The organism is Bacillus sp. OK048 (genome assembly GCF_900103525.1).
GTDB lineage: Bacteria > Bacillota > Bacilli > Bacillales > Cytobacillaceae > Neobacillus.
Map to the genome: position 1 here is coordinate 262,068 of NZ_FNHN01000001.1, position 22,807 is coordinate 284,874.

Genomic DNA, 22,807 nt, shown 5'->3' on the forward strand with positions numbered 1-22,807 from the left:
ACCAAACAGAACCTCGGCTTTTTTAAAAAATAAGCACCAGAGCAGCCATCCATAACGTTTTGGCATTTACAAGATGTTTCCAGACATTAAGTATCCTCTACAATGGGATATTTCCATGTTTCTTTCCAGGTCTTGTTTCTTTTTTCGTACGAAGCATTTCAAGTGCTTCCTTAAGCTTCATTCGAGTCTCACGCGGATCAATAACGTCATCAACCATCCCTTGTGAGGCGGCTATATAAGGATTAGCAAACTTCTCACGATATTCAGCTATTTTTAGAGCTCTGGTTGCTGCTGGGTCAATGCTTTCCTGAATTTCTTTTGCAAAGATAATATTCGCTGCACCTTCTGGTCCCATAACAGCAATCTCAGAATTTGGCCAAGCGTAAACCACATCTGCTCCAATTGATTTAGAATTCAAAGCAACATAAGCACCACCGAAGGCTTTGCGCAGGATAACTGTAATTTTGGGAACCGTTGCCTCAGAATAGGCGTACAAAATTTTTGCCCCATGACGAATAATTCCACCGTGCTCCTGATTTACTCCAGGGAAAAATCCCGTTACATCTTCAAAAGTAATTAATGGAATATTAAAAGAATCACAAAATCGGATAAATCTAGATAGTTTATCAGAAGAGTTAATATCTAAGCCACCCGCCATAACTTTTGGTTGATTAGCTACTATCCCAACAGTGTAACCATCAATTCGTCCGAAACCTACAACAATATTTTTCGCAAAGTCAGATTGAACTTGCATAAACTCCCCATCATCTATTACCTGTTCAATTACCTTGCAAACATCATAAACTTTAGTACCTTTAATCGGTACAATATCTATCAATTCGTCGTTCCATCCATCGTCTTTTTCTACTTTCATTACGGGTGGAGTTTCCATGTTATTCTGCGGTAAATAGCTCAGTAATCTTCTCACCTCATTTAACACTTCCGGTTCAGAGTCAGCAGTAAAATGTGCAACACCACTAATACTAGAATGAACCTTTGCTCCGCCGAGATCTTCGGAAGAAATTTTTTCACCTGTTACTGCTTCAATGACCTTAGGACCAGTTATAAACATCTGACTTGTCTTTTCCACCATAAACACAAAATCAGTAATTGCTGGGGAATAAACCGCACCGCCGGCACATGGTCCGAGAATGACAGAGATTTGCGGAAAAACACCCGAGTATATCGCATTGCGATAAAAAATTTCGCCGTACCCACTAAGAGAGGATACCCCTTCTTGAATCCGAGCGCCTCCAGAGTCGTTTAAACCGATTACAGGAGCGCCTGATTTGGCTGCCAAATCCATTATTCTAGAGATTTTAAGTGCATGCATTTCACCAACTGCTCCTCCAAATACGGTGAAATCTTGAGCAAACACATAGATAAGACGTCCATGTATTTTTCCATAGCCAGTGACTACCCCTTCGCCCGGGGCTTCCATTTTATCCATTCCAAGGTTTGTTGCTCGATGATGGATAAATGAATTTAATTCCACGAACGTATCCTCATCCAACAATAGATCAATCCGTTCTCTAGCTGTCAGCTTACCGCGGTTATGCTGAGCATCGATCCTGGCGTCCCCGCCTCCAAGTTCTACCTTTAGCCTTCTATCCATTAATTCATCTATTTTTTCATACATTGTACTCATTAATCATACTCCTCTTACTTCCATTTAATTTGCCCCATTAGTCACCAAATGTTTTCAATAGTTCTTTTGCCGCCATGGTTGCAGACATTTCACCGTGTACTAAAGCATCTTCCATTTCGGGAATTAATCTGCTCACTTGTGGATGACTAAAGAAGCTTGCCCGTAAATCTTCTTCTACCATTGAATACATCCAATCAATAGTTTGTTTAAGTCGACGTTGATTAAACATACCTGATTTATATGTCTGAATGCGGAAAGCCTGTATTACTTGCCAAATCTCAGCAATCCCTTCACCCGATAAAGCGGAGCAAGTATAAGCCTTCGTTGACCAGCCTTCCGTAATAGGCTGTAAGTAATGGAGAATTCGGTTAAGTTCCGTCTTTGTTACCAATGCACGCCGTTTATTTTCTCCATCCGCCTTATTGACAAGGATTCCATCGGCCAACTCCATGACACCCTTTTTGATTCCCTGTAGCTCGTCTCCTCCGCCTGTTAACATGATTAATAAGAAAAAATCCACCATTGAACGAACTGTCACTTCACTTTGACCAACCCCTACGGTTTCAACTAAAATGACATCATACCCGGCTGCTTCACAAATAAGCATGGTTTCCCGACTTTTCCGGGTTACGCCTCCAAGGGTCCCGCCTGAAGCCGATGGGCGGATGAACGCATTTGGGTTACGTGAGAGAATGTCCATTCTTGTTTTATCCCCCAAAATGCTGCCTCTCGTAATCGTACTGCTCGGATCGACAGCAAGAACGGCGACGCGATGACCTTGATCACAAAGCATTGTACCTAGCGCTTCGATTAATGTACTTTTTCCTGCACCAGGAACACCAGTAATTCCTATCCGGATTGAATTTCCGGTGTACGTAAGCAGCTGCTTCAACACTTCCTGAGCGGTTTCCATATGCCGAGCCTGATTGCTTTCAACTAAAGTGATGGTTTGTGCGATGATTGTGCGATTTCTTGAAAGAACACCCTTAACATAGTCACTTACTGTTAATCGGGGCCGCCGGGGCGAAGTTGAAATAGGAAAATCGTTTGAACTGTTTGGGCATTCATGTTGTTCCCCTGTAACACCTTCCACGACATGAGAAGCGAATTCATCTCCCTCGGTTTCAGGCACCCATTCCGGTTTTTTCTTTTTTCTATCCATAATTAGATCCCAACCTCAAGTCGGCGGGTGATTTCCTCAAGCACTTTTTGTGCAGCGACAGGAATCACTGTTCCCGGCCCAAAAATAGCTGCTGCTCCATTCTGTTTTAGGTATTCATAGTCCTGAACAGGGATCACACCACCGATGACTACCATAATATCTTCACGACCCAGCTTTCTTAATTCTTCATTCAACTGTGGTAATAGGGTTTTATGACCAGCAGCCAAGGAACTCATTCCTACTACATGAACATCATTTTCCACGGCTTGTATTGCGGTTTCCTCGGGAGTTTGGAAAAGAGGCCCAATATCGACATCAAATCCTAAATCGGCAAAGGCTGTGGCGATGACCTTTGCCCCGCGGTCATGTCCGTCCTGTCCCATTTTCGCGATCATAATCCGTGGTCGTCTGCCTTCTAGTTTTTCAAATCCATCGGCCATTTTCCTTACCTCAGCTACCTGTTCTTCTTCACCAAACTCCGCACTGTATACTCCGCTAATTGAACGAATCACAGCCTTATGGCGACCTACTACCTTTTCGTAAGCATTGGAAATTTCCCCAAGACTCGCTCTTGCTCTTGCTGCTTCGATCGCTAAAGCAAGCAGATTTCCCTCCCCGGTTTCTGCAGCCGTTGTAATCGCGTCGAGTGTTAGCTGCACTTTTGCTTCATCACGATTTTCCCTTAATTCTGCTAATCTCCGAATCTGTGCTTTACGTACCGCCGTATTGTCAACTTCAAGAATTTCAAGAGGATCTTCCTTATCTAAACGATAATGATTTACACCTGTGATTAATTCCTTTCCAGAATCAATTTGAGCCTGGCGGCGAGCGGCTGCTTCTTCAATCCGCATCTTTGGCAAACCGGTATCATTCGCCTTAGCCATTCCCCCTAGTGACTCAACCTCTTGGATATGATCCCAGGCACGGTTTACAAGATCACGAGTCAATGATTCTACATAATAGGATCCTCCCCATGGATCCACTACATTGCTTATTCCTGTTTCATTCTGCAAAACCAATTGAGTATTACGGGCAATCCTGGCTGAAAAGTCCGTTGGAAGAGCAATTGCCTCATCCAACGCATTCGTATGAAGCGATTGGGTGTGTCCCAATGTCGCTGCCATTGCTTCAATATAGGTTCTGATTACGTTATTGTAAGGATCCTGCTCAGTAAGACTCCACCCAGAGGTTTGACTATGTGTGCGCAGAGCCATCGATTTATCATTTTTAGGTTTAAACTGCTTGATTAGCTTTGCCCAGAGAATACGTGCGGCACGCATTTTTGCCACTTCCATGAAATAATTCATCCCGATTGCCCAGAAAAAGGATAGGCGTGGAGCAAAAGAATCGATATCGATGCCAGCTTTTAATCCAGTCCTTACATATTCCAATCCATCCGCTAACGTGTACGCTAATTCAATATCAGCCGTTGCTCCCGCTTCCTGCATGTGATAACCGGAAATACTAATGCTGTTGAACTTCGGCATATGATGTGAGGTATAAGCAAAAATATCGGCAATAATTCGCATCGAAGCTTCAGGCGGATAAATATACGTATTCCGTACCATATATTCTTTTAAAATATCATTTTGAATCGTTCCGGTCAGTTGAGATCGATGAACACCTTGTTCCTCTGCAGCAACAATATAGAAAGCCAATGTTGGTAGAACCGCCCCATTCATTGTCATCGAAACCGACATCTTATCTAGGGGAATACCATCAAACAAAATTTTCATATCTAGGATTGAATCAACAGCAACCCCGGCTTTTCCAACATCCCCTACAACACGGGGATGATCTGAATCATAGCCGCGGTGAGTAGCCAAATCAAAAGCGATTGATAGTCCTTTCTGGCCTGCAGCCAGATTTCTACGATAGAACGCATTGCTTTCCTCCGCTGTAGAGAATCCGGCATATTGACGAATCGTCCATGGTTTTGTCACATACATTGTCGGGTATGGCCCCCGCAAATACGGAGCAATCCCAGCAACATACCCAAGGTGTTCCATCCCAATCAAATCTTTACTATCATAAAAAGGCTTGACATCAATCTGCTCCATCGTCTGCCATTTAAAATGGTCTAAAGCAGCATCCTGATTCAATAGCCTATCACTATAAGATTGAGAGTTTCCTGTGAACGTAATCGTTGTAAAATCTGGATTTCTACTCATCGCCCAATTCCTTTCTGCTGTTGAAGGGAAAACAGCACGTGATGACAATCTGATTGCGAATGTATGAATTCATCCACTCCAGCTTGCTTGAAAAGTCCTGCTTGTTCTGAAGCTGGACGACCTGCTACAAACAGGGTGATTTCCCGGTTGGCCACTTTTAACGCTTGTGCCAACGGGGGTACAAACTCTGGATATGCGTTGTCATTTGAACAGATAACAACAATCGACGCACCAGATTGAATCGCAGCCTTTACTGCTTGGTCAACCGTTTCAAAACCGTTATTCGAGATCACCTCAAACCCTCCACTTTCAAAAAAACCAGCAGCGAAATCCGCACGCAGTTTATGCTGTGGAATTGGTCCCATATTTGCAAGGAACACTTTTGGATAGGTGCCGTTTTTTTCTTTAAACGTTTCTGCTCTTTTTCTTAAAGCTTCAAATGGTTCTGCACCACGATGGCTATGCAAGACCTTTATGACTGGAAGATTCTTTTCCGTTTGAGAGATAGTCTGTACCCATTCACCTAAAGTTGCACCTGCTTGAAACGCCTCTAAGGAGGTTTCCACGAGCTTTTGTTCGCTATTCTTTCTGAGTGCTTGAAGGATTGTTTGCTTTTGACTAACATTGGTTTGTCGATAGGAACGTACCTCTGAACAACGGGACAAGTAGGCAGAATCCCTGTTCTCCTCACGGTTTGGAAGCTTTTGTTCACCCAAGTTAGGATAGATGTTGGTACCTACAAATTTATCTTTACAGCGGCTGATATTATTGAAACGCTTGTCTGCAATCTCTTTGATTTGCTCCTGTACAAAACCATTTTCTAGTGACTTAAACATCCCTCCGTTCTCCTCAATAAGCTGGAATTGTTTCCAAGCCTCTTTAGCAAGAGAATCAGTAAGGAATTCAACGTACCAAGAGCCGCCAGCCGGGTCTGCTACCTTAGATAAATGAGCTTCTTTTTCCAAAATGATTTGCGTATTTCTAGCAATTCGACGGGAAAATTCGTCGGGTGGACCTGCTGCTTGATCAAAAGGAGAGACATGAAGACTATCCACTCCACCTACAATGGCAGCGAAAGCTTCCGACGTACCACGAAGCATATTCACGTACGGGTCATACACCGTTTTAGTCCAGGAGGAAGTACGAGCATGAATGAACATTTTCTGAATTTCTTCAGTTCCACCAAAAGCATGAATGATTTTTGACCAGAGGATGCGTCCTGCCCGAAACTTAGCAATTTCCATGAAAAAATTAGAGCCAACTGAGAAGGAAAAGGAGATTCTCTGTCCAATCTCATCAACTGACAGCCCTCTTTCCTGCATCTCACGAACATATTCCACACCTGAAGCCAAAGCATACGCTAACTCTTGAACAGCATTTCCGCCTGCATTATGATAAGGATCTCCCTGTATGAAAATGGTCTTTAATTCCGGACTCTTGTCCTTGGCCCATAAGGTGTACTGGGCCGTTAAGTCATACGCGTTCTGTAAGGAAAACGGCAGAGTCCCTTCTTTTACCAGCGTACCTAACGGATCCATCCCCACACATCCACGCAACTTTCTGATATCCATCCCTTTCTGTTGGGCGTGTGCTACAACCATGCAATATATGGGTAATCCTATACAACCCGCTTGAACAAGCAGTGGAGTTTGTTCAAGGTCGATCCCCTCTAAGGCAGTATTTAGATCTTTAAGGGAACTAATGGACACTCCCTCACTTCCTACATTTTCAGGTAAGGCTTGATCTGGATCCTGTCCAAAGGCCGAGGCATGATCAAGGACAAGATTTAACATCGTCTGACCACGAGTTAAATCACTTTTGGCTGCCTCATTAAATTCTAAAGGAGTGCTATAGAGGAGTTCCTGACTTACCTCCCAAGGTTTTTCCTGATAACCCAAAGCGTGAGTTCCTCGTACATAGGGCACAGCTCCTGGTGGGGAAGAAAGGTGGGAAAGACCCTCAATATCCTCTTGCCTATACATGGGTTGAAGTGAAATTCCCTCATAGGTTTTTGAGATAAGCTTCTCCTCAAATGAGCCGCCTTTTAATGTCTTCTCCGCAACTTGCCGCCATTCTTCATATGAAGGGACCGGAAACTCACCAAATCTTCGAGTTTCCTCATTTAATTCTCGGTGGTCTTTTTCTTGAACATCTTTTATCATCGCTATCCCCCTCCTTTCAGAAATTGATGCTATTTTGTATTCACAAGAAACAGTGGTTGGCCATACTCGACTAATTGTCCATTTTCAACCAATACCTCAACTATTTCTCCATTAACGTCAGCTTCAATTTCATTGAATAGTTTCATTGCTTCAAGGATGCATACCACGGTTGATTTTTCGACTTTATCACCTGTTTTTACAAATGGATCTGCATCTTCACCTGGAGCTCGGTAGATGGTTCCCACCATTGGAGAAACAATTTTAAATAAATTGGGATCATTTTCATCCATTGGCTCTTGTCGCTCTTTTTGGACTGTTTTTTTAGGTTCAGTAAGAGGTTTTGGGACCTCATTTACGATAGGAGCTTTAGCTTCTTTTACAGCTGCAGGTTTATATGCTTCAATATTTTCATAGTATGGTAAAGTGCTTCCTTCCTGTTTCTTTAAGGAAATCTTGGATTCAGCTCCCTCTAATTCAACTTCCATTTCCTGAAGAGATGACTCATTAAAAAGTTTGATTATTTCTCTAACTTCATGTATTTTCCACATTTTTATTCGCTCCTTATCCGTTCTCTAATCGGACTCTATTAATCTTCTATATTGATAGAATGCAATTCTAGAAATTTAGTATTAAAGTCACCCTTAACAAAAGCTTCATGTTCTAATAATTGAAGATGGAATGGAATTGTCGTTTTAATTCCGCTGATTTCAAACTCGGATAGAGCACGTTTCATCCTTTGAATCGCCTCATTACGGTCCTTTCCCCACACTATTAGTTTTGCCACCATAGAATCATAGAATGGAGAAATTTGATAACCTGGGTATATGGCACTATCGATCCTTACACCATATCCACCTGGAGGAAGGTACATCTCTACCTTGCCCGGGGATGGCATAAAATTTTTGGCCGGGTTTTCTGCATTAATCCGGCATTCGATTGCCCAACCATTTATCTGTACATCACTTTGCTGAAAAGAAAGTGGATATCCCGCAGCTACTGCAATCTGTTCCTTAATCAGGTCAATCCCAGTAACCATTTCCGTAACAGGATGCTCTACTTGGATGCGGGTATTCATCTCCATAAAATAGAATTGTCCATGTTTATCTAAAAGGAATTCCACGGTACCTGCACCGTGATAATTTACCGATTTTGCTGCTGCAACCGCTGCATTCCCCATTTGCTCCCGAAGGTTTTGATCTAGTGCTGGGGAGGGGGCTTCTTCCAATAGTTTTTGATGGCGCCGCTGAATGGAACAATCCCGTTCTCCAAGGTGAGTAACGTTCCCCATTTTATCCGCAATAATTTGAATTTCTACATGACGCGGCTCCTCTAAATACTTCTCTAAATAGACACCTGGATTCCCAAAAGCCGTCTCTGCTTCTTTCTGTGCCTGCCGAATGGACTTTCTTAATTCCATTTCGTCGTTAGCCACTCGCATTCCCTTTCCACCACCGCCGGCCGTGGCTTTCACAATCACGGGGTAACCGATTTCGCAAGCTACCTTGACAGCTTCTTCCAGATCTTCGACTAATCCCTCTGTGCCTGGGACAGTTGGAACACCTGCACGCTTCATCGTTTCCCTCGCTATTGCTTTGTCCCCCATTTTAGTAATGGCTTCAGCATCAGGACCGATGAAGGCAATGTTGCATGATGTACAGAGTTCCGCAAAATCTGCATTTTCTGCCAGGAAACCATACCCTGGGTGAATGGCATCAACATTCAACAGTACAGCTGCGCTCATTAAATTCGCCATATTTAAATAACTGTCCTTGGATGCGGTAGGTCCTATGCAAAAAGATTCATCAGCTAGTTTTGCATGCAGGGATTCTTTGTCAGCCTCCGAGTAAACGGCTACTGTTTTAATCCCCATTTCCTGACATGCACGGATCACACGAACCGCGATTTCTCCTCGATTAGCGATCAATACTTTCTTAAACATTGAAAGTTCCTCCCTTATTCTGCCTTCACTAAAAATAGAGGTTGGCCATATTCAACCAATTCACCATCATCTACAAGAATCTCAGTAATTTCTCCATCTACATCAGATGCAATCTGTTGAAAGAGCTTTAAGGGCTCCACGTTACTACTGCCAATAATGGTGTTAGGGGAAACCCTGTCACCGACCTTTACAAAAGGTTTAGCACCTGGTGCAGAGGAAGAGGAGAACACGCCGATAAAGGGTGAAACAATCTGATGTAATAAAGGCTCCTTAGCATCCTCTTTTAAAGACATTGGAATGGGCGAAGATTCCGGGTCTCTAACTTCTAATGCAGCTGCAGCCTCTTTATAGGCATTTTGAAAATTCTCTTGATCAACTTCACTTATCTTCTGGGTTGTAACCTCTGGAATCGACTTTTTCATCAAGACCCTGACTCCTTTATTCTTCAAGCTAAATTCTTGAATGGGAGATTTACTTACTAGTTTTATCATTTCTCTAAGTTCAAGCATTTTTAACATAAATAGCCTCACCTACCCTGTTATTTTTTTCATAAAATAAACCTGAATGGTTACCCTAACTGTACAACTGATTTGAGTTAAACAATTAAATAGGTTTGTCTTGGGAGTAAAAGAGTTTCACACATCTGCAAACCAACATCGAATTATCCATTCACTGTTGCGATTGAACGTTCTACAATTTCTGCAATATCCATGGTTTTGACCTGTTCCTCTACTTCTTTTGCCTTTGTTCCATCACTTAACATCGTCAAGCAATATGGACAATTGCTTCCGATCATCGATGGATTTACGCTTAATGCTTGTTCAGTCCGTTCTACGTTAATCCGCTTTCCCTGCTTTTCCTCAATCCACATCATGCCGCCGCCAGCCCCGCAGCACATGGAATCCTGTTTATTGCGTTCCATTTCTAAGAGTTCCATACCAGGAATCGAGGTAAGAATTTGACGCGGAATATCATAGATGTTGTTATAGCGACCGAGATAACAGGAATCATGATAAGCAATCGTTTCTTTAACCTCTTTCACCGGTTTAATACGGCCTTCCTGAATCCATTTCCAAATTAACTCTGTATGGTGATATACTTCAGCCTCTAAACCAAACTCAGGATATTCATTTTTAAAGGTATTAAAAGCGTGGGGATCAATTGTGACAATTTTCTTCACACCATGAGACTGAAAATTGGAAATATTCTCCCGGCATAATTGTTGGAATAAAAACTCATTCCCCATTCTCCGTGACGTATCACCCGAATTCCGCTCTTTATTTCCGAGAACGGCAAATTTTATCCCGGCCACATTCATAATTTTGGCAAACGATTGGACAATTTTTTGACTTCGTTTGTCATAGGAACCCATCGAACCTACCCAAAATAAGTATTCAAATTCATCCACCTCATCTACCGTCGGAACTTCAATGTCACTGCGCTCATCTCGCCAGTTCATGCGCTCCTTACGGTTAAGCCCCCACGGATTGCTTTGTCTTTCAATGTTTTGAAAATAGCGATTCGCTTCTTGGGGTATATTGCCCTCGGTTAATACTAAAAACCGTCTCAAATCAATAATTTTATCCACATGTTCGTTTCCCACAGGACATTGATCTTCACAATTTCGACAGGTCGTACAAGCCCATAGTTCTTCCTCAGTAATGACATCGCCAATCAGGCTAGGCATTTCAAGCGTTGCCGCTGTTTCCTGAGCACCCAAGCCGGAGACAGCTATTGAAGAACCGAAAATAGGTCTTGGCATCCATGGGCTGCGCGAGGTGACAGCTGCTCCTTTTTCAGTCAAATGGTCCCTCATTTTCACCATTAATGCCATTGGTGATAAGGTTTTCCCGGTTACTGAAGCTGGGCACATATTCGTACAGCGACCACATTCCGCACAGGCATACAGGTCGATTAGCTGCTGTTGGGTAAAATTTTCAATTTTTCCGACACCGAATTCTTCTGCTTCTTCGTCCTCAAAATCAACGCTGCGCAATTTCCCAACAGGTCCGGTTTTCTTGAAAAAAATGTTGAAGATTGCGAATAACTCATGTGCTTGTTTTGACTGCGGTACAAACACCATGAATGAAAAGACGGTTACCATATGCACCCACCAAAATAGATAGAACAAAACAGTTCCTGCCGTGGACCCGATCCCGGAAAACAATAACGCAATCGCACCAGAAAATGGAGCATAGGTTAGATTCGGTTCATGATCTAACATAATCGCTTCGAATCCTAATGTAAGCAAGATGGATGAGGTTAGTACAGATAAAACGATATAGACAAAAGCAGCTTTGCCGTCACGCTGCCATTGCAGCCTCTTCAGCTTTTCGCCATAACGGCGGTAAAATCCATATATAACAGCCAACAGCATCAGGAATGTTGCCCACTCCTGCAGAAGACTGAAGTATTTATGCCCCTCACCAAAAGGGAATTCATAGCCTTTAATAAACCCTTTTATGATGAGTTCGATCAGTCCTACCTGAATGATAAAAAAAGTATAAAACAAGATTAAATGCATGAACCCGCTTTTCTTGTCTTTAAACAATTTCCTCTGACCAAACCCATTTATCAATACAGCGTTAAGCCGCTCTTTCAAATTTGGTTCAAAATCCGCTTTTTTTCCAAGCTTCACAAACACAATCCTTGTATAAACAACGTTAACAAACAAATAAAAGGCATATCCTGCTATAGCTAGGAATGCAAGTAAATTCAGCAATGATAACATCTTGTTTCTCCTTCATTTTTAATGTAGGTTCTACTCAGTTTCCTTTTAAAAAACAGCAAAATCAGAATAAGAACTATTACTCTATTGTTCTTTTTACTCCCCATACTTCCATGAATACTTTTTATTTTTCCGTATAACCGAACGACTTTAAGCAAATCACCTATAATTCCTTAATCTACTACATAGAAGTTAGAAAGTTCTGGCCCTTTATGTATCTGCCATACATTCTTCTTTTATCAGTATTAAATGTTGACCTTCACTCCCTCCTATTCATTTGCTTTTTCTATTCATCAATAATCATGCAATTATCATGCCAAAACACTTTAATCACTTTAACCTTCTGTCATTGCGGAGATATGCTTACAATGATTCATATCCTGTTTTCACCTCGATGCATTCTTGCATTAGAACTCGAAGGCTGTTGATGTCATTTTGCATTTAACGTGAATCACCCCTAATAGTCTGTTACTACACTCCCAAAAATAAAAGAGGCTGACCCAAAAGTTCGTTAAAAACAACTTTTAAGGGGTCAGCCCTTTTTCTTTAGAATGGCTTATTGGTTATTATTGGATGAAGTTAGTAGGCAGAAGAGATATAGAATATTAGATTTTTCTTAACTCATATTTCAACTGTTCACGAAAATCAGGGTGAGTTACGACCAATAGTTCTTTCGCTCTTTCTTTTATTGATTTTCCAAACAAACTAGCAATACCAAATTCTGTAACTACATAATGTACATCTGATTTCAATGATGTCACATGAGAAACAGTAGCCTTTATACGGGATTGAGTCCCTTTTTTGGCTGTAGAAGGAAGTGCAATGATCGATTTACCACCTTTTGAAAGCTGGGCTCCTCGAATAAAATCCATCTGTCCACCCACTCCGGCTATAGGATAGAGCCCAATTTGTTCCGCATTTATTTGACCTGTTAAATCGATTTCTAAAGCAGAATTTATTGCATGAAACTTATCTAGTTTGGCAAGAGTACTGCCATTATGTGTGTAATCCACAGGATGCAGCTCAATTAATGGATTCATGTGGGCATAGCGATAAACCTGTTCTGTTCCTGTTAAAGTTGTACAGACCATTTTGCCACGATCAATTGCTTTATGTTCGTTGGTTATTACTCCTTTATCAACCAGATCTATAACTGCGTCTGTAATCGATCCAGAATGAACACCTAATCCATTTTTACTATTCAGGGAACGAATGATACTATCACCAAGACTTCCCAGCCCCACTTGAATCGTTGCTTTATCTGGAATTAATTCGGAAACAAACTCACCAATCTTTACTTCAATGTCTGTCGGCTCTCCGGATTTTATCGATAATAATGGCCGCGAAGTTAAAACAATACTATCAATATCTTCAACATGAACCAAAGTATCTCCGTAAGTAAATGGCATCTTGCTGTTTACTTCAGCGATAACGTATTTTGCTCTTCGAATTAGAGATTGTGCAAAATCCACAGATATTCCTAAATTACAATACCCTTTTTCGTTTGGCGGTGATACCTGAATAAAAGCCACGTCTACATTTTCTCTATCAATAAAGCGAGGAATTTCCGAAAGATTGATCGGAATATAATCGCATGCCTGATTCTGATAAGCTACTTTTAACAATGGCGAACCTAAAAAGGTGCGTATTTGCAGATTCGGAAAACATTCAGCCGCTGCATAAACGCAAGGACTACCTATGATATTGTTATATATAGTAACATCTTGTAGGCGATCCTTTTGCCTGACTAGTTCTTCCACAAGGGTCTGTGGTTCACTACAAAAGGAAGACAAAATGATGTTTGAATTAGACTGTATTTTGGAAATCGCTTCTTCTACACTTCTTTGTCTTTCATGATAAGTCTTTATCCATTCCTTTATCATTTTTCACCTCTGATTTAATCCAAAATAGTGGTAGACCTCCAAAAGGAGGTCTACGCCTTAACCCTCATCATATCCCATAAATATAACTCTTATAATAATTCCAAAGCGATAGCCATCCCTTGACCGCCTCCGATACATAGCGTGGCCAATCCGTGTGTCTCTTTTTGCCGCCGCATCTGATAAAGTAGAGTGGTGATAATTCTTGCTCCCGACGCTCCGACAGGATGGCCCAAGGCAATCGCCCCACCATTTACATTCAATTTATCCAAATTTAAGTTAAGATCTCTAGCAACTCCCAGTACCTGTGCAGCAAATGCTTCGTTCAACTCTATTAGTCCAAAATTGTCTAGATTCATGCCAGTTCGAGTTAACAGCTTTTTTACCGCTGAAACTGGACCGAGTCCCATTACATCTGGTGAAACACCCGAAGTCGCCCAATCCAAAATTTTTGCCATCGGTTTTAATCCAAGCTCGTTAGCTTTGCTCCTGGTCATGAGAACAATCGCAGTAGCACCGTCATTTCTCCCGCATGCATTTCCAGCGGTCACGGTACCTCCTTGCTTGAATACTGGTTTAAGCGTTGCTAGCTTTTCCATCGATGTTTCACGAGGAAATTCATCGGTATCAAAATGGATGGTTTCTTTTTTCTTTTTTACTTCAACAGGAACAATTTCATCTTTAAATCTTCCTTCTTTAATCGCTGCTACTGCTTTTTGCTGACTTGCAAAAGCAAAAGTGTCCTGTTCTTCCCTAGAGATTCCATACCTCTCCGCTACGTTTTCAGCTGTCATTCCCATACCTAGGTCTCCCCATGTTTCCATAGGCTGTTGTCCGTTTTCCAAATTGGAATCGACAACATACGGGTTTCCTTCTCCAAATCTTGAATTCCGTAAATACATAGGTGCACGGCTCATGTTTTCTACACCGCCCGCAACAATTATATTTGCCTGCTTTGTAATTAATTGTTGCACGCCTGAGGCTACCGCTTGCATACCGGAACCGCATAGGCGATTGATGGTAAAAGCTGTTGCACTATCTGGAATGCCGGCACGAAGTGCGGCTACTCTAGCCACATTTGAAGACTCTGTGGCCTGTCTTACTTCACCCATAACCACTTCATCAACCATTTCAGAGTTAATTCCAGCTCTTTTTATCGATTCTTCAATAACTTTGGCCGCAAGGTTCCCAGAATTTATATCTTTTAAAGAACCACCGAATTTCCCAATCGCCGTTCTAACTGCTGATACAATAACAATATCTTCCACACCATTGCCTCCTTGTTCTTTTCAGTTTTCCACTCGAAAAATTAAGCGGTAACCAGCGCTTTTTTAAATTCTTCTGTCAATAACGGAACTACTTCAAAAAGATCTCCAACAATGCCATAATCCGCTACTTGGAAAATTGGAGCCTCCGGATCTTTATTTATGGCAACAATAATTTTTGAATTAGACATTCCAGCCAAGTGCTGAATTGCACCAGAGATTCCACAAGCAATATAAAGATCTGGCGTAACTATTTTTCCTGTCTGTCCTATTTGCATAGAATAATCGCTAAATCCAGCATCACAAGCCCCTCGAGATGAACCTACAGCTGCACCTAATACTTCTGCCAATTCCTGCAATGGCTTAAACCCTTCCTCGCTTTTGACGCCACGACCACCGGACACAATAATTTTCGCTTCACTTAAGTCGACTCCCCCTGTTGTCTTGCTAACGATTTCTTTAATCACCGTTCTTATATTTTTAATCATAGGTTGATAGGAGATAACCTCCGATTGTACTGGTTTTTCTTTAATCTCAAAATTGTTCGCACGAATGGTAGCAAATATTCTTCCTTGATTAAAAGTCTTTTCCTGAAACGCTTTTCCTGCATAAATCGGTCTCGTAAAAATGATTGTTTCATTCTCTACAGAAACAGTTGTACAATCAGTTACTAGACCTGAGTCAAATCTTGCTGCCACTCTAGGTGCTACATCCTTTCCAATGGATGTATGGCCCATTAAGATAATCTCCGCCTGTATTTCTTCGATCAGCTGAGTTAAAGCTTGGCTGTACCCATCCATTGTATAATCAGCTAACGCTTCATCTTCAACAACAATTACTTTTTGGGGTCCATACTGGCTTACTTCTTCTATAAAACGAGGTGCATCTGGCCCAAAAATTGCTGCTACTATTTCTCCCCCTTGTGCCAATTGCTGGGCTACTGTTAAGGCTTCCAAAGATACATTACGCAGTTTTCCATCTTTTATTTCAGTCAAAACTAGAACTTTATTACTCATTTCTCCATCCCCTTTGCATTATAATAATTAGATTACTTTTGCCTCTGTACGAAGTACATTAACTAGTTCACTGACCTGTTGAGGTATTTCCCCTTCCAAAACCCGGGTTGACTTTTTCCTTTCCGGCACATATTGATTACGGATCGAAGTTCGAGGAGCAAACTCTTCTTCTGGCAAATCTAATTCATCTACTGACAGCCTCTTAATTGGTTTTTTCTTGGCTTTCATAATTCCAGGTAAGGATGGGTAGCGAGGCTCGTTTAAACCTTGCTGGGCACTTGCCAAAACAGGAAGATTTACTTCAAAAGTTACGATATCCCCTTCCATATCTCTTTCCATAATTGACTTATTGCCTTCAATTGTCAGTTTTGTAATCGCTGCTATATGTGGAATCCCCAAAATTTCAGCAACACGAAGAGCTACTTGACCCGCTCCTGAGTCGATAGCCATATTCCCGCCAAGGATTAATTGATATTCTTCTCCCTTAATGGTTGCAGTAATGATTTTAGCCAAAGAATATTCATCGACATCAATGTCTTCTAATTCGACGAAAATCCCCTTGTCCGCACCCATCGCCAACGCTGTGAGTAGTGCATTTTTTGCACGATCAGGACCAACAGTCAGGACTGTCACTTCTGCCCCCATATCTTCCTTGATTTTAACTGCTTCCTCCACTGCATATTCATCATAAGGATTGATGATAAATTCCACACCATCCTCATTGATATTGCCGTTATCGATGACAATCCTTTCTTCTGTATCAAAGGTTTGCTTTAACAAAACTAAAATGTTCAACTACATTCCCTCCTAGTCACTTATTTAATTTATTCATTTAAATAATCATGCAATTTCCGTGCCAAATAATATTTGTGCGTTCAAACTAAGCATGGGTTAAGGATATGCATTAAATAATGCCAGATCAGCTTCTTCTCAATGCATTATCGCATCCAAACTAGCGGATGAATAATGTTCTTTTGCATTAGCTGCGAAATCCAAGAGGAACATTCGGATCCAATTTTCACTATTTGGGATGAGGTGAAACGGGGATAGTTTTTGATTTTTCTATCGACATCAGAATAGCACCTCCTGGTACGATACTACTAGTATCGTACCAGGAGGTGCTGCGAGTTTTTATGCTGTTTGATAGGGGCTTACCTTAAGCATTACATAGAATCACTATCCATATGAGTTCTCCAGTCAATTTTGCATAATGAAACCTTTGCCATGCTCATATTAATAATATTTTCAAGTTGGAATTAACAATTTATTTCAGTTTTTTTACTTCCTCTTTAAACATTTTCAGTGCTTTATTAAAATCTTCACTGTCCTGTTTTTTCAGTATATATTTTTCAAATTCATCGAAGAAGTTTTGCCATTGTTGCTTTTCATCTTCTGATAATTCATGGATGCTAATTTTTCCGGATTCAACCCAATCTTTATAGACTCTTGTATTTTGAGTATCCATATATTCGGTTAAACTTCTTCCCATTTCTTCGCCAACTTGCATGATAATTTCTTGTACATTTTGAGGTAAACTTTGATAAACGTCTTCGTTTATGACAAGACCATATATTCCTGAGCTCAAATTCAGACCTCGCGTTGCATATTTTGTCAATTCATCGATACCAAATGCTTCCACAGAAACATAGCTATAATGAAGTCCATCAACAATTCCCGTGCTAAACGCATTATAAACATCACTGGTAGGTATGGATACGGGAGCGGCTCCAAGATAGTTAAAAATTTCAGTAAATATTCCTCCTGCCACTTGTTGTTTAAATCCTTTTAAATCTTCTGGAACTTTAATTTTTTTTCCATTCGTAAAGAGCTCGTAGGAAGGAGTCATGGTCACAGCTATAGGTCTTACACCGTTATTTAAAAATTCTGTTTCCAATACCGGACTTTGCTGGGCAATATTATAATAAGCCGTTGCACCTTGGACAGATGTTTCAAACATTCCAGGTAGACCAGGCAATGTCGCTCCTATCGGCATTTCACTAGGTGTAAAAACGGGCGCAAAAACAGAAATGTCGGCTATACCATTAGCTGCAATACTTACTGTATCGGCTGATTTTCCAAGTTGCTCTCCAGGAAAATACTCAAACTGAACCTGACCATCTGTTAAGCTAGTAACCTTTTCCATAAACGGTTCAAAAAGTTCTGGTGTATGATAACCTCCTGCTGGAAAAGGCGATGCATTTTTTCATGTAATCGTATCTTTGCTCGCTTTTGTATTATTTTGATTATCATTATTTTTACTAACTTCATTTACTGTATTTTCTGAATTTGTGCCACAACCTGTCATGATTAATAGTAAAACTATTAAACTGCTAATTAGAATAGAATATTTTTTCGAAAACATTTTAATTCCCCCTCTAGCTAATTTAATATTTCATACGATTTATGTAGAAAAAAGAAGTAAATATCACTCCCTCTACTAAATCAGGTTGAATTGAAGCCAATTTGTAGGTCAATGGATCTGTGATTACAAAGATTTAAATACGAAGATGTGGTTGTGACCACTTTGTCGGATCTTTACACCAAAGAATTGCTTTTATTAAGTGTAAAAAGGTTAATAATTTCTGTGATGTTATTTTCTTTCTCTAATTCTCCAAGCCTGTTAATTACTTCCTGAATATTTCTTTCTGGAATTTCGTTAGGTGTAAGTTTGGAGCATTTTTTAAACTTATCGACAATCTCTTCGATACTCATACTATTTTCAATACTGCCCAGTGGATGGTCAACTCTTCTCTGATGAACGTTACCATCCTTTGTGACAATAGTTACGATGGCTGGGGAAATTCCCCTACCTGCCAAACTATTATCATATCTAGTTGTCACTTTATTAGCTATATTCAGAATCCTGTGGTCAGCAATCGCTGCTTCCGTAAAATCTTCAACAAACACTTTCCCCTTTACCAAAGCCACTGCTACTGTATACGGAATACTAAATTGTGCATCTACAACGACTTGCGGTTTTTTTCTTCTTTCAACTGGTTCACATACAACATTTGCTTGAGTTGTAACATCTACTGAAATTTCCACGATGTCTTCTGGGTTCATGTTTGTTTCCTCTCGTAATTGCAAAGCAGCATCAATTGCCGGATGAGTAAAACGACAACAAGGGTAAGGCTTAAAGCTTAAATTTTCACTTTCAAAATTTTCCCCATATGAATCGATTAATAAATCGTAGTCAAAATGATCGTTTAAATAAACTTTAGGAAAACTAAATTTACCATTGAAAACATTTCTGGCACCCGTTATACCTTGCTTTGCAAGAATAGCAGCGGTTACCCCTGCTTGTGCACCGAAAGCTGGTTGAATCCGCTTTGTTAATGCTGCATCTGAAACTGCTTGTACCGTACCAGCTACTTGACTCATTGTTATTCCTATAGCATTTATCAATTGTTCATCATTTAGCTTTAGGATCAAACCAGCTGTCAGGGCTGATGCAAAATAAGCAAATGTAGAGGTATAAACAAGGCCTATCTCAGTGGCTCCAATCTTTGTTGCTTTCCCCAATCTGCATAAGAAATCCAAACCTAATGTAACCGATTTCAAAAATAATTTTCCATCACATTCCCCTGCCCTTTCAGCTGCAGCCAAAGCGGCGGGAATAATAGAAACTCCTGCATGGAGAGCTGCCTGATCAAGTGTATCATCAAAATCCCTTGCATGGGCCATGGTTGAATTTACTAAGGTAGCATATGGAGCAGGTACCTTTATTCCATGATACAGGATTGTGCTTTCCTTCTTTCCGCCCCAATCAGATATGATTTGCAACAACTCGTTCGTTCCTTCTGCATTTACACCCGCTAATATGCAGCCAAGAGTATCCAAGATGTCTTTCTTTGTAGCATCTATAACGTTATATGGTATTTCCTCAAACGAGAGGGAATTTGCAATCTTAACGATTCTTTCTAAGTGATCCATATATATTTCCTCCTCGGGGATAAAATTGAAATTTATATATTTTAGAATCTTCGAGGGGCCATGTTGAAGCAGAGGAACTCAGCCCCTCGGTATGAATTTGTACTCGTGAAACCTCTATTAAACTAACTTGGTTTCAGTAACAGTTCCCGAAACTTTAACAGCGGCCCATTCTTCATACATTTTTACAATATCTAGCATTTCTTCATCTCCTTCACCTTTTGCAACTGGAATAATAACTGATACACGATATTAATCAATTACGATAGATGCTCTTGTTATTTCTCTTTTTAATGATTTGTTAAGAGCTGTTTCAATATCTTCAAACTTAAAATCCGCATCCACCAAATCAATAAACGGATATTTATTTATATTTCTGGATAAAAACTCCAATGCTTTATATAAAAACGAAGGTTGATAACGAATAACAGAATTAATAGTAATAGATTTTCTGGTCATTAAACCGGGATCAAATTGGGTAAATGCTCCAATTACGATATTTCCCATCGATACATATCTTCCGCCTTGTCGGATATGATGAATTCCTTCACTAAATGCATCCGGAACACCTGAGACCTCCAAGCCGACATCTGCTCCTTTATCATTAGTGATCTCCATTATTAATGCATTCCTTTTTTCCACCGTATCATATTCGCGTATATTAATTAGATGATCGGCTCCGAATTTCTTAGCCTGATTTAATCGTGCTTCTACCCCATCTATGATAATCACTTTAGCTCCGCTCTCTTTGGCAATGGCTGCTCCATAAAGGCCCAAACCGCCGGCTCCTTGGATCAGGATTGTTTCATTCACTTTAAGCTGTGCTTTGTCGATTCCATATAAAACCTGAGATATGGCACAGTTTGCACTCGCTGCCACAGAATCCGGTATGTTATCAGGCACTTTATAAAAAAATTGATAAGGATTTACATAATAATGTGAGGAATAAGCTGCGTGAAAGTGGGGGAACTCTTCTGGCTGTCTATTTAAATTTTCTAAAGTATTTTCACATAAAACAAATTCCCCATTTGCACAAGCATTACATCTTCTGCATGCCTGAAAAAAGGTCACAGCTACACGGTCACCTACCCGAATCGGTTTACCCGAATGATCCGTAGTAACTCCTTCGCCGATTTCTTCTATTTTTCCTACCATTTCATGCCCCATGGGGCCCCCCTTTACGACTGGGTGAGCTCCATGCCAAATATGCAGATCAGAACCGCAAACATTGGCTCTTATAATCTTCAACAACAATGCACCTTTTTCTAAATTGGGCAATCCATATTCTTGATATTCAATTTTTTGTGGTCCTACCATTACAGCTACTTTACCCTTCACTAAATAACCTCCTTGTGAATCGAAACATAAACTCCAGTCCTAAAAAACTCAAAAATATTAAGAACGAAAATTGAACGGATCGCTAATTTCATTAGAGAGTTCCATGATAACGCTCTTCGTTTGCATATAATCATAAATAGCTTCAATCCCGTTTTCTTTTCCAATACCGCTATTTTTAAATCCACCGAAAGGTGAGTTCGGTGTACTTGTACGGTAAGTATTGATCCAGACAATACCTGACTCAATCGCTCTTGCCATTCGATGGCTTCTTTTTACATCATTTGTCCAAATTCCAGCTGCTAAACCAAACTCAGAATCATTAGCCAATTCTACAACTTCTTTTTCACTATCAAATGGAATAACACATAAAACAGGACCAAACACTTCTTCTTGACAAATTCTCATGGAGTTATTTACATTAGTTAGAATGGTCGGCGTAAAAAACAAGCCATTTTCCAATTCGGGGGCCTCTGGTCTTTTTCCTCCTGCTACAACACTCGCCCCTTCATCTATTGCAATTTTTACATAATTTTCGATTTTATTTAATTGTTCTGGCGTTGCAGCAGGTCCCATTTGTGTAACAGGGTCCATTGGATCGCCTATTTTAATTGCATTAGCACGTTTCACTAATCGATCAACAAAATCATCCATAATTCTTCTTTCAACATATAAGCGGGAACCTGCAACACACGTTTGTCCACTTGCCGCGAAAATACCAGCGAGAACACCAGCTTCTGCTGCTTCAAGATCAGCATCTGCAAACACAATATTCGGACTTTTCCCGCCTAATTCCAATGTCACTCTAGCCAAGTTAGAAGCTACACTCATTGCCACCTTACGGCCCGTTGCTGTACCACCCGTAAATGCTACTTTATTGACCTGTAGGTTCTTAGAAATATGCTCACCTATTTCGCTGCCATATCCCGTCACGACATTCAAGGACCCAGTTGGAAAACCTACTTCATGGAAAACCTTAGCAAATTCCAATGAAGAAGCTGACGTATATTCAGATGGTTTCAGCACGATCGTATTCCCTGCTGCTAATGCTGGAGCCATTTTCCAGGTTGCGTTTAAAAGGGGAGAATTCCATGGAGTTATACAAGCAATAACCCCCAACGGCACTTTCATGGTGTAATTAAACAGACTTTCGCGTTCTAACGGAATCACCGAACCTTGTAGTTTATCTGTTAAGCCCGCATAATATTCAAACCATGAGGGAATAAGTTTTAATTGAGCCAGCATTTCTTTATACAATTTTCCGTTATCTTGTGTTTCAATTTTTGCAAGATGTTCCGCATTATCGGCTATTGCCTCAGCTAACTGACGTAATAATCTTCCCCTTTGAGCAGGTGATATACTTTTCCATTCTTTTGACTCAAAACATTGTTTGGCCTCTTGACAAGCTCTGTCTACATCTTCTTTTTGTCCTCGAGGTATAAGCGCCCAGACTTGTCCTGAGGCAGGATTGGTTGATTCAATCACGGCACCTGAAATTGCATCTACGAACTCTCCCCCGATATACATTTGATATTGCTGTATTGTATTTGACTTTTCCATATAAATACCTC

The 22,807-nt window shown here is 40.6% G+C and carries 16 protein-coding genes and 1 pseudogene; all 17 read right to left on the reverse strand.

Annotated features, from left to right (window positions below; genetic code table 11):
- Nucleotides 1–97 precede the first annotated feature (97 nt).
- The 17 genes and pseudogenes from BLR86_RS01290 to BLR86_RS01365 all read right to left on the reverse strand — a co-directional run bounded on the left by BLR86_RS01290 (nucleotide 98) and on the right by BLR86_RS01365 (nucleotide 22,796).
- Nucleotides 98–1,639: an acyl-CoA carboxylase subunit beta gene (locus BLR86_RS01290; RefSeq protein ID WP_090758226.1), complete on the reverse strand. Its 1,542-nt coding sequence runs from the start codon at nucleotides 1,637–1,639 to the stop codon at nucleotides 98–100.
- A 46-nt stretch (nucleotides 1,640–1,685) separates the two neighbouring features.
- Nucleotides 1,686–2,810 carry a methylmalonyl Co-A mutase-associated GTPase MeaB gene (gene meaB, locus BLR86_RS01295; protein ID WP_090757840.1) on the reverse strand — a complete coding sequence of 375 codons (1,125 nt, stop codon included), beginning with the start codon at nucleotides 2,808–2,810 and terminating at the stop codon, nucleotides 1,686–1,688.
- 2 nt (nucleotides 2,811–2,812) lie between these two features.
- Nucleotides 2,813–4,981: a methylmalonyl-CoA mutase gene (gene scpA / locus BLR86_RS01300; RefSeq protein ID WP_090757841.1), complete on the reverse strand. Its 2,169-nt coding sequence runs from the start codon at nucleotides 4,979–4,981 to the stop codon at nucleotides 2,813–2,815.
- Nucleotides 4,978–7,143: a methylmalonyl-CoA mutase family protein gene (locus BLR86_RS01305; protein WP_090757842.1), complete on the reverse strand. Its 2,166-nt coding sequence runs from the start codon at nucleotides 7,141–7,143 to the stop codon at nucleotides 4,978–4,980. Before BLR86_RS01305 ends, scpA begins: the two co-directional genes overlap by 4 nt.
- Before the next feature lie 29 nt (nucleotides 7,144–7,172).
- Complete coding sequence (gene accB / locus BLR86_RS01310; RefSeq protein WP_090757843.1) at nucleotides 7,173–7,691, reverse strand: acetyl-CoA carboxylase biotin carboxyl carrier protein; 519 nt, start codon at nucleotides 7,689–7,691, stop codon at nucleotides 7,173–7,175.
- Nucleotides 7,692–7,729: 38 nt separating this feature from the next.
- Nucleotides 7,730–9,082, reverse strand: coding sequence for an acetyl-CoA carboxylase biotin carboxylase subunit (gene accC, locus BLR86_RS01315; RefSeq protein ID WP_090757844.1), 1,353 nt, complete (start codon nucleotides 9,080–9,082; stop codon nucleotides 7,730–7,732).
- 14 nt (nucleotides 9,083–9,096) lie between these two features.
- The gene (locus tag BLR86_RS01320) at nucleotides 9,097–9,600 is read right to left on the reverse strand and encodes a biotin/lipoyl-containing protein (RefSeq protein ID WP_090757845.1); all 504 of its coding nucleotides are present in this window, start codon (nucleotides 9,598–9,600) and stop codon (nucleotides 9,097–9,099) included.
- A 143-nt stretch (nucleotides 9,601–9,743) separates the two neighbouring features.
- Nucleotides 9,744–11,813, reverse strand: coding sequence for a (Fe-S)-binding protein (locus BLR86_RS01325; protein ID WP_090757846.1), 2,070 nt, complete (start codon nucleotides 11,811–11,813; stop codon nucleotides 9,744–9,746).
- Nucleotides 11,814–12,415: 602 nt separating this feature from the next.
- On the reverse strand, nucleotides 12,416–13,693 hold the full coding sequence (locus BLR86_RS01330; protein WP_090757847.1) for an acetyl-CoA hydrolase/transferase family protein: 1,278 nt from the start codon (nucleotides 13,691–13,693) through the stop codon (nucleotides 12,416–12,418).
- An 89-nt stretch (nucleotides 13,694–13,782) separates the two neighbouring features.
- Nucleotides 13,783–14,958, reverse strand: a complete 1,176-nt coding sequence (locus BLR86_RS01335; protein WP_090757848.1) for a thiolase family protein — start codon at nucleotides 14,956–14,958, stop codon at nucleotides 13,783–13,785.
- A 41-nt stretch (nucleotides 14,959–14,999) separates the two neighbouring features.
- Nucleotides 15,000–15,971, reverse strand: a complete 972-nt coding sequence (locus BLR86_RS01340; protein WP_090757849.1) for an electron transfer flavoprotein subunit alpha/FixB family protein — start codon at nucleotides 15,969–15,971, stop codon at nucleotides 15,000–15,002.
- Between the two features lie 27 nt (nucleotides 15,972–15,998).
- Nucleotides 15,999–16,766 carry an electron transfer flavoprotein subunit beta/FixA family protein gene (locus BLR86_RS01345; RefSeq protein WP_090757850.1) on the reverse strand — a complete coding sequence of 256 codons (768 nt, stop codon included), beginning with the start codon at nucleotides 16,764–16,766 and terminating at the stop codon, nucleotides 15,999–16,001.
- Between the two features lie 469 nt (nucleotides 16,767–17,235).
- Nucleotides 17,236–18,123 (reverse strand): annotated as a pseudogene (gene dctP, locus BLR86_RS01350) (TRAP transporter substrate-binding protein DctP); the annotation flags it as partial.
- Between the two features lie 51 nt (nucleotides 18,124–18,174).
- Nucleotides 18,175–18,333: a hypothetical protein gene (locus BLR86_RS25880; RefSeq protein ID WP_175492756.1), complete on the reverse strand. Its 159-nt coding sequence runs from the start codon at nucleotides 18,331–18,333 to the stop codon at nucleotides 18,175–18,177.
- A gap of 173 nt (nucleotides 18,334–18,506) precedes the next feature.
- Complete coding sequence (locus BLR86_RS01355; protein WP_090757852.1) at nucleotides 18,507–19,904, reverse strand: MmgE/PrpD family protein; 1,398 nt, start codon at nucleotides 19,902–19,904, stop codon at nucleotides 18,507–18,509.
- A 249-nt stretch (nucleotides 19,905–20,153) separates the two neighbouring features.
- Nucleotides 20,154–21,239 carry a zinc-binding dehydrogenase gene (locus BLR86_RS01360; protein ID WP_254782197.1) on the reverse strand — a complete coding sequence of 362 codons (1,086 nt, stop codon included), beginning with the start codon at nucleotides 21,237–21,239 and terminating at the stop codon, nucleotides 20,154–20,156.
- A 57-nt stretch (nucleotides 21,240–21,296) separates the two neighbouring features.
- Entirely contained in the window at nucleotides 21,297–22,796 is a 1,500-nt protein-coding gene (locus BLR86_RS01365; protein ID WP_254782198.1) for an aldehyde dehydrogenase, read from the reverse strand.
- Nucleotides 22,797–22,807: the final 11 nt, after the last annotated feature.